The sequence below is a fragment of the Stenotrophomonas sp. BIO128-Bstrain genome, assembly GCF_030128875.1.
Lineage (GTDB): Bacteria > Pseudomonadota > Gammaproteobacteria > Xanthomonadales > Xanthomonadaceae > Stenotrophomonas > Stenotrophomonas bentonitica_A.
Map to the genome: position 1 here is coordinate 2,671,519 of NZ_CP124620.1, position 12,064 is coordinate 2,683,582.

At 66.0% G+C, this 12,064-nt stretch carries 13 protein-coding genes and 1 pseudogene; 9 read left to right on the forward strand and 5 right to left on the reverse strand.

Features of this window, described 5'->3' with window-relative positions; genetic code table 11:
- The first annotated feature begins 41 nt into the window (after positions 1-41).
- On the forward strand, positions 42-311 hold the full coding sequence (gene rpsT / locus POS15_RS12055) for a 30S ribosomal protein S20 (protein ID WP_019184515.1): 270 nt from the start codon (positions 42-44) through the stop codon (positions 309-311).
- Positions 312-495: 184 nt separating this feature from the next.
- On the opposite strand, the gene obgE is transcribed toward rpsT, so the two are convergent.
- From obgE to rplU, 3 genes are all read right to left on the reverse strand, one after another.
- Positions 496-1,548, reverse strand: a complete 1,053-nt coding sequence (gene obgE, locus POS15_RS12060; protein ID WP_046272194.1) for a GTPase ObgE — start codon at positions 1,546-1,548, stop codon at positions 496-498.
- Positions 1,549-1,742: 194 nt separating this feature from the next.
- On the reverse strand, positions 1,743-2,003 hold the full coding sequence (gene rpmA / locus POS15_RS12065; RefSeq protein ID WP_019184517.1) for a 50S ribosomal protein L27: 261 nt from the start codon (positions 2,001-2,003) through the stop codon (positions 1,743-1,745).
- Between the two features lie 15 nt (positions 2,004-2,018).
- Positions 2,019-2,336, reverse strand: a complete 318-nt coding sequence (gene rplU / locus POS15_RS12070; RefSeq protein WP_019184518.1) for a 50S ribosomal protein L21 — start codon at positions 2,334-2,336, stop codon at positions 2,019-2,021.
- 295 nt (positions 2,337-2,631) lie between these two features.
- Here rplU and uvrA point away from each other — a divergent pair, with 295 nt between their 5' ends.
- The 4 genes and pseudogenes from uvrA to POS15_RS12090 form a co-directional block, all read left to right on the forward strand.
- Positions 2,632-5,637, forward strand: a complete 3,006-nt coding sequence (gene uvrA, locus POS15_RS12075; RefSeq protein ID WP_019184519.1) for an excinuclease ABC subunit UvrA — start codon at positions 2,632-2,634, stop codon at positions 5,635-5,637.
- Positions 5,637-6,044 carry a thioesterase family protein gene (locus POS15_RS12080; RefSeq protein WP_019184520.1) on the forward strand — a complete coding sequence of 136 codons (408 nt, stop codon included), beginning with the start codon at positions 5,637-5,639 and terminating at the stop codon, positions 6,042-6,044. The genes uvrA and POS15_RS12080 overlap by 1 nt, the downstream gene beginning before the upstream one ends.
- A gap of 69 nt (positions 6,045-6,113) precedes the next feature.
- The gene (locus tag POS15_RS12085) at positions 6,114-6,839 is read left to right on the forward strand and encodes a hypothetical protein (protein WP_019186285.1); all 726 of its coding nucleotides are present in this window, start codon (positions 6,114-6,116) and stop codon (positions 6,837-6,839) included.
- Positions 6,840-6,848: 9 nt separating this feature from the next.
- Positions 6,849-6,995, forward strand: a pseudogene (locus tag POS15_RS12090) (acyl-CoA thioesterase); the annotation flags it as partial.
- Positions 6,996-7,115: 120 nt separating this feature from the next.
- Here POS15_RS12090 and POS15_RS12095 read toward each other — a convergent pair.
- Positions 7,116-7,565, reverse strand: coding sequence for a copper chaperone PCu(A)C (locus POS15_RS12095; protein WP_070426860.1), 450 nt, complete (start codon positions 7,563-7,565; stop codon positions 7,116-7,118).
- 34 nt (positions 7,566-7,599) lie between these two features.
- Between POS15_RS12095 and POS15_RS12100 the strand changes: the two genes are divergently transcribed.
- From POS15_RS12100 to POS15_RS12115, 4 genes are all read left to right on the forward strand, one after another.
- A complete protein-coding gene (locus tag POS15_RS12100; RefSeq protein WP_019184522.1) occupies positions 7,600-8,379 on the forward strand; it encodes an enoyl-CoA hydratase/isomerase family protein in 780 nt (259 codons plus the stop codon).
- 192 nt (positions 8,380-8,571) lie between these two features.
- Positions 8,572-9,480 carry an acyl-CoA thioesterase II gene (tesB, locus tag POS15_RS12105; protein WP_026069994.1) on the forward strand — a complete coding sequence of 303 codons (909 nt, stop codon included), beginning with the start codon at positions 8,572-8,574 and terminating at the stop codon, positions 9,478-9,480.
- Between the two features lies 1 nt (position 9,481).
- The gene (locus POS15_RS12110; protein WP_070473420.1) at positions 9,482-9,991 is read left to right on the forward strand and encodes a DUF2007 domain-containing protein; all 510 of its coding nucleotides are present in this window, start codon (positions 9,482-9,484) and stop codon (positions 9,989-9,991) included.
- A 129-nt stretch (positions 9,992-10,120) separates the two neighbouring features.
- The gene (locus POS15_RS12115; protein ID WP_261997829.1) at positions 10,121-11,329 is read left to right on the forward strand and encodes an RNA polymerase sigma factor; all 1,209 of its coding nucleotides are present in this window, start codon (positions 10,121-10,123) and stop codon (positions 11,327-11,329) included.
- A 59-nt stretch (positions 11,330-11,388) separates the two neighbouring features.
- Here the strand turns inward: POS15_RS12115 and POS15_RS12120 are convergent, their stop codons facing one another.
- Positions 11,389-11,994, reverse strand: a complete 606-nt coding sequence (locus POS15_RS12120) for an EF-hand domain-containing protein (RefSeq protein WP_046272200.1) — start codon at positions 11,992-11,994, stop codon at positions 11,389-11,391.
- Between the last annotated feature and the right edge of the window lie 70 nt (positions 11,995-12,064).

Sequence of the window (12,064 nt, forward strand, 5' to 3'; positions counted from 1 at the left end):
TTGCTGTTCCCATTACACCGATTTTTCAGGAAACCACCACTGTGGCCAATATCAAGTCCGCCAAGAAGCGCGCCAAGCAGACCGTCGTGCGCAACGCGCGCAATACGGCTCAGCGTTCGATGCTGCGCACCGCTGTCAAGAAGGTGATCAAGGCTCTGGATGCCAATGACGCCGCCGGCGCCGAGGCAGCCTTCGCTGTTGCCCAGCCGATCCTCGACCGTTTCAGCTCGCGTGGTCTGATCCACAAGAACAAGGCTGCTCGCCACAAGAGCCGCCTGACCGCGCGCATCAAGGCCATCAAGGCCGCCTGATACGGCGCTGCGGGTGTCGTAGAGCCACGCCACGCGTGGCTTCGATCCAGCCGCAGAGAAAAGCCCGGCCCCGGCCGGGTTTTTTGTTGCCTGCGATCTGCGACGTCCAGCCCGGCTGGCGGCGACGGCGGCACCACAGAAAAACCCGGCCGGAGCCGGGTTTCTCAGGGGCGCGCGGGTGCGCTCAGTACGCATCGCGCGCTTGCGCCTCGTCTTCCTTCTGCCGATCGAAGAAGGCCATGATGTTGTTCATGATCGGCCAGGTGCCTTCACGGCCCAGGGCCGAGACCAGGTACCACGGCTGGGTCCAGCCCAGCTCGGCGATGATCTTCTCGGCGGCAGCCTTGGCCTCGTCCTCGAACATCAGGTCGGCCTTGTTCAGCACCAGCCAGCGCGGCTTGTTCAGCAGCTCCGGGTCGTGCTTTTCCAGCTCGCGCTCGATCGCCCGGACCTGCTCGATCGGCGAGACACCTTCCACGCCACCTTCCATCGGGGAGATGTCCACGAGGTGCAGCAGCAGGCGGGTGCGCTGCAGGTGGCGCAGGAACTGCGCGCCCAGGCCGGCACCATCGGCCGCACCCTCGATCAGACCGGGAATGTCGGCGATCACGAAGCTGCGGTAGTTCTCCACGCGCACGACACCCAGATTGGGGTACAGCGTGGTGAACGGGTAATCCGCAACCTTCGGCGTCGCAGCGGACACGGCGCGGATCAGCGTGCTCTTGCCGGCGTTCGGGAAGCCCAGCAGGCCCACGTCGGCCAGCAGCTTCAGTTCGAGCTTGAGCAGGCGCTCTTCACCCTCTTCGCCCGGCAGCGCCTGGCGCGGCGAGCGGTTGGTGGAGCTCTTGAAATGCATGTTGCCCAGGCCGCCGCGGCCGCCCTTGGCGACCAGCAGGCGGTCACCATGGCCGGTCAGGTCGCCGATCACTTCATCGGTGCTGACGTTCATGATCACGGTGCCGACCGGCACGGTGATGACCAGGTCTTCGCCGCCCTTGCCGTAGGCCTGGCGGCCCATGCCGTTCTCGCCGCGCTGCGCCTTGAAGATGCGGTCATGGCGGAAGTCGACCAGGGTGTTGAGGTTCTCGTCGGCGCGGATCCACACGCTGCCGCCATTACCGCCGTCGCCACCGTCCGGCCCGCCCAGCGGAATGAACTTCTCGCGACGGAAACCGATGCAGCCGTTGCCGCCATTGCCGGCGATCACCTGGATTTCTGCTTCGTCTACAAGTTTCATGATTCTGGATGCCAATCTGGAGGCGGCGGGCGCGAGGTGCACCCCACCGCAGAGTCTAACGGCCCCGGTACGATCCAGGGCCGGCGGCGGGAAATGTCCCGCCCGATATTCGATACCAACGAAAAACCCCGCCGAAGCGGGGCTTTCGTCAGCGACCCCACGCCGTGGCGTGGGCGCCTGCGTACCGCTGAAGATCAGGCTTCGGCGACGACGCTGACGGTACGACGCTTCTTCGGGCCCTTGACCGAGAACTCCACCTTGCCGTCGACGAGCGCGAACAGGGTGTGGTCACGGCCGAGGCCAACGCCGGTACCCGGGTGGAACTGGGTGCCGCGCTGACGCACGATGATGTTGCCGGCGTCGATGGCCTGGCCACCGAAGATCTTGACGCCGAGGTATTTCGGGTTGGAGTCGCGACCGTTGCGCGATGAGCCTACGCCCTTCTTATGTGCCATGACTGCTTCTCCTTATTACTTGCTGCCACCGGCAATGCCGGTGATCTCGATTTCGGTGTAGTACTGACGGTGACCCTGGCGCTTCATGTGGTGCTTACGGCGACGGAACTTGATGATCCGGACCTTGTCGGCACGACCCTGGGACACGACCTTGGCGGTGACCGAAGCGCCGCTCAGCGCGTCGCCCAGCTTGATGCCATCGCTGTCGCCCAGCATCAGGATGTTGTCGAACTTGATCTCGTTGCCGACTTCGACTTCGAGCTTTTCAACGCGGAGCGTTTCGCCCTGCGCCACGCGGTATTGCTTACCGCCGGTTACCAGTACTGCGTACATGACCAGACTTCCTCTGTAGTTATTGTGGTCTATGGACTGCCGCCATCGAGGGCGGACAGAAGCGGAATTTTAATGACTTCAACCACTTCGGGTCAACCCACCCCCTGCTCTGACCCGGATTTGGCTGAATACGGTTCAGGAAACCGGCTGGCGGGGTCTCAGGGAATGAGACATGGGGGTGGCAAAGTCCGCGATTGCCCCCAAATCCCAAGCTCGGTAGGCTGACCGATTGCCGTTTCCGATTGCCCCACCCGCTTGCCGGCTCCCTGAGCCGAAGCCCCACAACGGATCCCCCATGGCGATGGATTTCATCCGCATCCGCGGCGCGCGGACGCACAATCTCAAGAACATCGATCTCGACCTGCCCCGCGACAAGCTCATTGTCATCACCGGCCTGTCCGGCTCGGGCAAGTCGTCGTTGGCGTTCGACACCATTTACGCCGAAGGCCAGCGCCGTTACGTGGAGTCGCTGTCGGCCTATGCCCGCCAGTTCCTCAGCGTGATGGAAAAGCCGGACCTGGACCACATCGAGGGCCTGTCCCCGGCGATCTCGATCGAGCAGAAGTCGACCTCGCACAACCCGCGCTCGACCGTCGGCACGATCACCGAGATCTACGACTACCTGCGCCTGCTGTATGCCCGCGTCGGCAGCCCGCGCTGCCCGGACCACGGCTACCCGCTGGAGGCGCAGACGGTCAGCCAGATGGTCGACCACGTGCTCACCCTGGACGCCGAGCAGCGCTACATGCTGCTGGCCCCGGTGATCCGCGAGCGCAAGGGCGAGCACGCCCAGGTCTTCGACCAGCTGCGCGCGCAGGGGTATGTGCGCGTGCGCGTGGATGGCCAGCTGCATGAAATCGATGCGGTGCCGCCGCTGGCGCTGCGCCAGAAGCACACCATCGAAGCGGTGATCGACCGCTTCCGCCCGCGCGAGGACATCAAGCAGCGCCTGGCCGAAAGCTTTGAAACCGCGCTGAAGCTGGGCGACGGCATGGTCTCGGTGCAGTCGCTGGATGTGGAGGATGCGCCTGCGCATCTGTTCTCGTCCAAGTACAGCTGCCCGGTCTGCGATTACTCGCTGCCGGAGCTGGAGCCGCGCCTGTTCTCGTTCAACTCGCCGGTCGGCGCCTGCCCGGGCTGCGATGGCTTGGGCATGGCCGAATTCTTCGATCCCTCGCGCGTGGTGGTGCACCCGGAGCTGTCGCTCTCGGCCGGTGCCGTGCGCGGCTGGGACCGCCGCAATGCGTATTACTTCCAGCTGATCGCCTCGCTGGCCAAGCACTACAAGTTCGACACCGACGCCCCCTGGCAGAGCCTGCCCGAGGATGTGCGCCAGGCCGTGCTGTACGGCAGCGGCGATGAAACCATCACCTTCACCTACTTCACCGAAGCCGGTGGCCGCACCCAGCGCAAGCATCGCTTCGAGGGCATCATTCCCAACCTCGAGCGCCGCTACAAAGAAACCGAATCGGCCGCGGTGCGCGAAGAGCTGGCCAAGTACATCAGCGAACGCAACTGCCCCGAGTGCAACGGCCAGCGCCTGAACAAGGCTGCGCGCAACGTGTTCGTGGCCGACCGTGCACTGCCCGAACTGGTGGTGATGCCGATCGACGACGCGCTGAAGTTCTTCAGCGGCATGACCCTGCCCGGCTGGCGCGGCGAGATCGCGGGCAAGATCGTCAAGGAGATCGGTGAACGCCTCGGCTTCCTGGTCGATGTCGGGCTGGATTACCTCACCCTGGAGCGCAAGGCCGATACCCTCTCCGGTGGCGAAGCCCAGCGCATCCGGCTGGCCTCGCAGATCGGTGCCGGCCTGGTCGGCGTCATGTACGTGCTGGATGAGCCGTCCATCGGCCTGCACCAGCGCGACAACGAACGCCTGCTCGGCACCCTCACCCGCCTGCGCGACCTGGGCAATACGGTGATCGTGGTCGAGCATGACGAAGACGCGATCCGTCTGGCCGACTACGTGCTGGATATCGGTCCGGGCGCGGGCGTGCATGGCGGCGAGATCGTCGGCCAGGGCACCCTGCAGGACATCCTGGATGCACCGCGTTCGCTGACCGGCCAGTACCTGTCGGGCAAGCGCGCCATCGAGATCCCCGCGCGCCGGCACAAGCCCAACCCGAAGATGACGCTGCACCTGCGCGGCGCCAGCGGCAACAACCTCAAGGGCGTGGACCTGGACATCCCGTCCGGCCTGCTGACCTGCATCACCGGCGTGTCCGGCTCGGGCAAGTCGACCCTGATCAACGACACCCTATTCTCGCTGGCGGCCAACGAGATCAATGGCTCCTCGCACCCGATCGCTCCCTACAAGGAAGTGGACGGGCTGGATCTGTTCGACAAGGTGGTGGACATCGATCAGTCGCCGATCGGCCGCACCCCGCGCTCGAACCCGGCCACCTACACCGGTCTGTTCACGCCGCTGCGCGAGCTGTACGCGCAGGTGCCCGAAGCACGTGCACGTGGCTATTCGCCGGGCCGTTTCAGCTTCAACGTGCGCGGCGGCCGCTGCGAAGCGTGCCAGGGCGATGGCCTGATCAAGGTGGAAATGCACTTCCTGCCGGACGTGTACGTGCCCTGCGATGTCTGCCATGGCAAGCGCTACAACCGCGAAACGCTGGAGATCCTCTACAAGGGCTACAACATCAACGACGTGCTGCAGATGACCGTCGAAGATGCGCTGAAGCTGTTCGAGCCGGTGCCGAGCATTGCGCGCAAGCTGGAAACGCTGGTCGACGTGGGCCTGAGCTACATCAAGCTGGGCCAGAGCGCGACGACGTTGTCCGGTGGTGAAGCGCAGCGTGTGAAGCTCTCCAAGGAACTGTCGCGCCGCGATACCGGCCGCACGCTGTACATCCTGGATGAGCCGACCACCGGCCTGCACTTCCACGATATCGAGGCGCTGCTCGGCGTGCTGCACAAGCTGCGCGACGAAGGCAACACGGTGGTGGTGATCGAGCACAACCTGGACGTGATCAAGACCGCCGACTGGATCGTCGATCTGGGTCCGGAAGGCGGCCATCGCGGTGGCACCATCCTGGTCACAGGTACGCCGGAAGACGTGGCGGCCTGCCCGACCTCGTACACCGGCCAGTTCCTTGCCAAGATGCTGCCTTCCACCAGCGCGCGCCCGGAACAGCCGGCGGCCGTGGCCAACAAGCCCGACGCCCGCCCGCCGCGCAAGGCCAAGCCGGAAAAGCCGGCCAAGGTGGCCAAGAAGGCGGTTGCCGCCACGCGTGCGGCAACCCCCAGCAAAACCAGCCCTGCCAAGACCACGAAGGCGAAGAAGAAGTAATGAGCAGCGAACACAAGATCCTCGCCCGCGTACCGATCAGCGTCCGCTGGCGCGACATGGATAGCATGGGCCACGTCAACAACGCCAAGTACATCTCCTACCTGGAAGAAGCGCGTGTGCGCTGGATGCTGGGGGTGGAGGGCGTTTCGATGACCGACCGCATCGCACCGGTAGTGGCGGCGACCAACGTCAACTACCGCCTGCCGATCGTGTGGCCCAACGACATCGTGGTGGAGCTGTTCGTCGAGCGCCTCGGCAACAGCAGCGTGACCATCGGCCACCGCATCGTGGACGAGAAGAACGACAGCACGCTGTATTCGGACGGCAACGTGGTGGTGGTCTGGATGGACACGCAGACCGGCAAGAGCGCGCCGTTGCCCGAGGCGATCCGTACGGCATCGAGCTGACGAGCCTGGCAGCACTTGGTAGAGTCGAGGCTGCTCGACTCTGCCACCGAGAACCTTCAAAGGACTGAGATGATCCACCAGACCGAACTGCGCGACCTGCTGCCCGGCATGGTCCCCTTCCCCAACGACGTCTTCCCTGCCGACCAGGCTTGGCTCAGCCAGCACCTGTTGCCGCTGCTGAAGATCGACCTTGGCGTGCTGCGCCCGGAACTGGCTGGCCAGGTGGCAACCATGCTGTGCCCGATCGAGCCGTATGAGGGCTGCATCGGTGACAACACCGAAGATCAGCATAATGATTTCACCGGCAGCAACTGGATCGCCTTCGAGCTGACTGCGGATGACCGCATGCGCTTTCTCGGCAACGAGGGATACTTTCAGGGAGATGCGGTAGAAGACGAAGGTGGGCGCACGCACGTCGCCGAAATGCGTGACAGCCATGCCAAAGCCAAAGCGTACTTCCAGCAGCACAGCAAACTGGCCAGCTACTCACGTTACGGCGATGGCGAGCCCAGGGAACATGCATTCCTTGATACGTTGGGCGGGCCGATTTCATGGGGAAACTGGACAGAGACGGCAGAAATCCCGCCAGCTTTCGAGATTTCGATTCTTCCAGTCATGCACGAACGCGACCGTACTGCGGATATGGAAGACGTAACCGTTACCCGCGACGGCCACAAATTCTTCGCCGTGGCCGAGGTGGCCGGCTACAATTGGTGCGCGGCAGGCGCCGATGCGATCGTGATGTTGTACGAACCGGTAAGCCGAACGGTGCTGTTCTCCTTCGACTGGTCTTAGAGCTACCTTAGCAGCGTGACCATCGGCCACCGCATCGTGGACGAGAAGAACGACAGCACGCTGTATTCGGACGGCAACGTGGTGGTGGTCTGGATGGACACGCAGACCGGCAAGAGCGCGCCGTTGCCCGAGGCGATCCGTACGGCATCGAGCTGATGGGTTCCGCCGCGTCAAGCTGACAGGTTCCGCCGCGTCAAGCTGACAGGTTTCGCCGCGCCGAACTGAAAGGTAATGCCGGCCATCGGCCGGCACTACCCTTCTACGCCCCATGAAGGTTTACGGTAGCGCGCTGCGCACCTGCAACGTTCCATCCACCTTGCGCCCGTCTTCCAGGCTCAGCCGCAACGGCAGCTGCGCCCCCGCTTTCAGCGCCACCTCCGGCTGCATCAACATCAGGTGCAGGCCACCGGGTTTCAGCTCGACCGTCGCGCCCGCCGCGATGGGCAGGCGCTCCACCGCGCGCATGCGGCTGACCCCGTCCACCAGCGTGGTTTCGTGCAGCGACACATCGCCGAACGCTTTGCTGCCTGCAGCGACCACCACCACCGGGGCGCGACAGTCATTGCGGATCTGGCCGTAGCCGGCCGCCATCGGCATCGCGCCCGGAGGCAGGCGAAGCCAACCATCGCGCAGCGACACGCAGGCGGGCTCCGCCGCCATGGCCACCGCCGATGCTGCGAACGCACACACCCCCAACAATACGCACACGAATGGTTTGGTTATCATCGGCTTCGTTCCCTGTCCGCAACGAGACTGCAGCATGACGACGCTCATCGAGGTGATCAACCATGGCCCCATCCGCGAACTGCGGCTGGCGCGTCCCCCGGTCAATGCGTTGGACACCGAGCTGTGCCGGCACCTGATCCAGGCGATCAACCAGGCCATGGCCGATGACGTGCACGGCATCGTGCTCTCGGGCAGCGAGCGCATCTTCAGCGCTGGCATGGACGTGCCGCACCTGCTCAGCCACGGCGAGGACAAGCACAAGCTGCTGGACAGCTGGCAGGCCTTCTTCGGCGCCGTGCGCACGCTGGCCGAATGCCGCGTACCGGTAGTGGCAGCCCTGACCGGGCACGCCCCGGCCGGTGGCTGCGTGCTCGCCCTGTGCTGCGACTACCGGATCATCGCGCGCAGCCCCGATGCCGCCCATCCCACCGTGATCGGCCTGAACGAGGTCCAGGTCGGGCTGGTTGCGCCGGAAGGGATCCAGCGCCTGATGCGCCGCGTCGTCGGGCATCACCGGGCCACCACCCTGCTGGTCGGCGGCGAGATGGTGCCGGCCGAGCGTGCGCTGGAGATCGGGCTGGTCGATGAGGTGGTCGATGCCGACCTGGTCGTCGCCCGCGCCGTGGCCTGGCTGCAGAGCCTGCTCAAGCTGCCGCGGCAGCCGATGCTGCTGACCCGCACCATCGCCCGCGCCGACCTGCACGAGGCCCTGCACGCCGATCTGATCCAGCTCGACCGCTTCGTCGAGGCCTGGTACGCCCCGGACGCCCAGCAGGCACTGCAGGGGCTGGTGGCCAGGCTGGGCAAGGGATGACCCACCACGGCTGACGCACCCGCGCACACCGGTAGTGCCGGCCGCTGGCCGGCGCTTCTCGACGCCATGTACACCGGTCGTGCCGGCCGCTGGCCGGCAACCAGGCAATGAAAGATCGAAGTGGTGCGTGGTTGCCGGCCATGGGCCGGCACTACCCTATAATTTGCGTTCGCCCACCCCAGGTTGCTTCCCTTGTCCGCCACGCACGAACCCGTCGTTTCCGAGCTGATCGACCTGCTCTCGCTCGAACGCCTGGAAGACAATCTGTTCCGCGGCCAGAGCCGCGATATCGGCACCAAGTACGTCTTTGGCGGCCAGGTGCTGGGCCAGGCGCTGTCGGCCGCCCAGAAGACCGTCGAGAACGGCCGCCACGTGCATTCGCTGCACGCCTACTTCCTGCGCGCGGGCAACATCGACCATCCCATCGTCTATGACGTGGACCGCACCCGCGATGGCGGCAGCTTTTCCGTGCGCCGGGTCACCGCGATCCAGCACGGCAAGGTGATCTTCTTCTGCGCGGCCTCGTTCCAGCAGGCCGAGACCGGCGCCGAGCACCAGCACAAGATGCCGGAAGTGCCGCAGCCCGAAGACATCGAGCCGAACCAGCCGCTGCCGCAGGCGGTCCTGGATCGCCTGCCGATCAAGGTGCAGCGCTGGCTCTCGCGGGGCGGCCCGTTCGAGTTCCGCCACGTGTACCCGCGCGATGAACTCAATCCGCCCAAGCGTCCGCCGTACCACCAGGTGTGGCTGCGCCTGAACGAGACCGTTGGCGATGCCCCTGAGCTGCACCAGGCGCTGCTCGCCTACGCCTCGGATTTCCATCTGCTCGGCACCGCGACCTTCCCGCACGGCATCAGCTACTACCAGCCGCACGTGCAGATGGCCTCGCTGGACCACGCGATCTGGTTCCACCGCCCGTTCCGCGCCGACGATTGGCTGCTGTACTCGCTCGACAGCCCCAGCGCGCAGGATTCGCGCGGACTGGCGCGTGGCCAGTTCTTCACCCGCAACGGCATCCTGGTCGCCAGCACCGCACAGGAAGGCCTGATCCGGGTGGTCGAGGACAGTGCCGCGGCCGCCGCCGTACCGGCCAAGGACTGACATGAGACAGATCTTCAACAGCCAGCGCGTGGAAACCGTCGAAGGCGTGGCCCAGCTGCTGCGCGACGCCGGCATTGAAGTGCGCATCACCAACGGGCGCTCGTACCACAGCAAGCGCGGCAGCCAGTTCAGCTATCTGGACAAGGAAAAGGCCACGACCCATCCGACCCTGTGGGTGGTGCATGCCGACGACCAGCCGCGCGCCCGCGAGATCCTGCGTGATGCGCGCCTGCTGGAAACCACCCGCCGCGACCACCCGACCGCGCAGTTCGCGTTCCGCGACGAGGTCGCCCAGGCCGACGCCCCGCGCAACTGGGCCTGGCGCATCCGCATCGGCCTGCTGCTGGTGATCGCTGCCGTGGCGATGGTGGTGGTCATGCGCCACCGCGGCGCGCCGGTGGTGGCGCCCGCCCCGGCACCGGTGACCCAGCCGGCCTCGACGCCGACCGCACCGGCGGCCACCCCACCGGAAGAAGAGGAAGTGCGGGTCCGGATCCAGCCCACCGAATAACGTAGTGCCGGCCGCTGGCCGGCTCCTCGTGCGGTTGGAAGCCTGCAGAGCCGGCCAGCGGCCGGCACGACCCGGTCACATCCGGGCCCGGCACGCGTCATGATGGGACCATCCCCGGGGGAGGACACCATGACGCCGCATCCGCTGACCACCACGCTCGAACGCGAGCTGCCCGCCGCCGCCGGTGGCTGCCAGCAGTCCTACGGCCGCATCGTGCTGGCCTGCCAGAACACGGTCACCGCGATCGCGCTGGCGATCACCCGCGACGTGCACGCCAGTGAGGACATCGCGCAGGAGGCCTTCATCAAGGCCTGGCAGCAGCTCAACCAGCTGCACAGCCATGCCAGCTTCCTGCCATGGCTGCGCCAGATCACCCGCAACCTGGCCCGCGACTGGCTGCGCGCCAACCGCGGCCGTCCGCTCTCCGGCGAAGCCGCCGAAATCGCCATCAACATGGCCGCCGACCCCAGCCCGAGCGCCCCGGAGCACCTGCAGCGGGTGGAAGAGGAACTGGCGGCCGAAGAGATCATCTCGGCGCTGCCCGAAGACAGCCGCGAGACCCTGCTGCTGTATTACCGCGAAGGCCAGAGCTCGCAGCAGGTCGCCGATCTGCTCGGCCTCAGCGATGCCGCCGTGCGCAAGCGCCTCTCGCGCGCTCGCGCCACCGTTCGCGACGAGATGATGCGCCGCTTCAGCGAGTTCGCGCGCAGCAGCGCGCCGAGTGCCGCGTTCGCCACAACGGTGGTCTCGATGGTGCTGGTCGCCGCGCCCGGTACGGCCAGTGCCGCGATCCTGCTCGGCACTGGGCTGGGCACCAGTAAGCTCGGGCTGGGCGGTGCCAGTGTTTCCGGCGGTGCCGCCCTGGGTTCACTGAGTGCGGCAGCCAGCCAGAGCCACGTGCTGCCGCCGGATTTCGCCTGGGGTGCGATCGCCGGCAGCGTGGTCGGGGGCGTACTGGGCAGCTACCTGGGGGGCCGTTACCTGCTCTCGTACGCCGAGAACGAGAGTGAGCGAACCGCCATCCGCGGGTTCGTGCACTACAGCACGTTCACTGCCATGCTGACGTGCGTCGCCGTCTTCGCCCTGAGCTTCCTGCCGCTTGCCTGGTACTGGCCCGTGGTGGCGTTGGCGATCGGGCTTGGCCTGATCAACTATCAGTGTCTCGTTCCGCTGCAGCGGATCATGGCCCCGATGATCGCGCGCGATGCGGCGCGCCATGGACGCACCGGCCCGAACTGGAAGTACGAGTCGCTGTACGGCCGCAAGGCGCTGTGGGTGATGAACCTGTTCGTGGTCGGCACCATCGTCTGGGCGATGTACAGGAACGGCCGGATCTGACACAGAAAAGCGCCGGTCGATGACCGGCGCTTTCGTCCTGCGCAGCTTCAGCGGGATGCTTACTTCGCCGCCGGTGCCTTCGGCGCCATCGGCGGCTTGCCGTCGCGGTGCTTGCCATCGCGATGATCGCCACGCGGGCCACCGAACGGGCCCTTGGCTGCATCGAACTCGGCCTTGCTCAGCTGGCCGTCCTTGTTGGTGTCGGCCGCGGCGAACCAGGCGTCACGATGCTGCTTCATGCGCAGCTCGCGGTCGGCCTTGTCCAGGTAGCCATCCTTGTTGACGTCCATCTCATCGAAGCGCGCGGCCAGGCGCGGATCGGCCTTGGCTTCCTCACGGCTGATGCGGCCATCCTTGTTGGTGTCCAGCTTGGCCATCCAGTCGCCATGGCCACCCGGGCCACGCCCGTGGCGCTTGCCGTGCCCGCGCGGCAGTTCCTCGCGGGAGAGCTTGCCGTCCTTGTTGGTGTCCAGGGTGTCGAACTGCGCGGCCAGGCGCGGGGCCTTCGCCGCTTCGGTGCGGTCGATGAAGCCATCGCCATTGGTATCCAGCTTGGCGCGGGCAGGCTTGTCGCCGGCGACGGGGGTATCGGCGGCGACCGCCAGGCCGGCAGCACCGGTGGACAGCAGCAGGGCCAGCAGCAGGAGGGATTTGCGGTTGCGCATGGGTAACTCCGGTTCGTAAGGGGTTCTGCGTGTGGTGCATGGCACCCACACCGGTAACAACGCGTGGACG

Coding starts and splice junctions, on each gene's coding strand:
- POS15_RS12110 (WP_070473420.1), top strand. CDS start 9,482: ATGAGACAGATCTTCAACAGCCAGCGCGTGGAAACCGTCGAAGGCGTG.
- rplU (WP_019184518.1), bottom strand. CDS start 2,336: ATGTACGCAGTACTGGTAACCGGCGGTAAGCAATACCGCGTGGCGCAG.
- POS15_RS12085 (WP_019186285.1), top strand. CDS start 6,114: ATGATCCACCAGACCGAACTGCGCGACCTGCTGCCCGGCATGGTCCCC.
- POS15_RS12100 (WP_019184522.1), top strand. CDS start 7,600: ATGACGACGCTCATCGAGGTGATCAACCATGGCCCCATCCGCGAACTG.
- POS15_RS12080 (WP_019184520.1), top strand. CDS start 5,637: ATGAGCAGCGAACACAAGATCCTCGCCCGCGTACCGATCAGCGTCCGC.
- uvrA (WP_019184519.1), top strand. CDS start 2,632: ATGGCGATGGATTTCATCCGCATCCGCGGCGCGCGGACGCACAATCTC.
- rpmA (WP_019184517.1), bottom strand. CDS start 2,003: ATGGCACATAAGAAGGGCGTAGGCTCATCGCGCAACGGTCGCGACTCC.
- POS15_RS12115 (WP_261997829.1), top strand. CDS start 10,121: ATGACGCCGCATCCGCTGACCACCACGCTCGAACGCGAGCTGCCCGCC.
- POS15_RS12120 (WP_046272200.1), bottom strand. CDS start 11,994: ATGCGCAACCGCAAATCCCTCCTGCTGCTGGCCCTGCTGCTGTCCACC.
- obgE (WP_046272194.1), bottom strand. CDS start 1,548: ATGAAACTTGTAGACGAAGCAGAAATCCAGGTGATCGCCGGCAATGGC.
- POS15_RS12095 (WP_070426860.1), bottom strand. CDS start 7,565: ATGATAACCAAACCATTCGTGTGCGTATTGTTGGGGGTGTGTGCGTTC.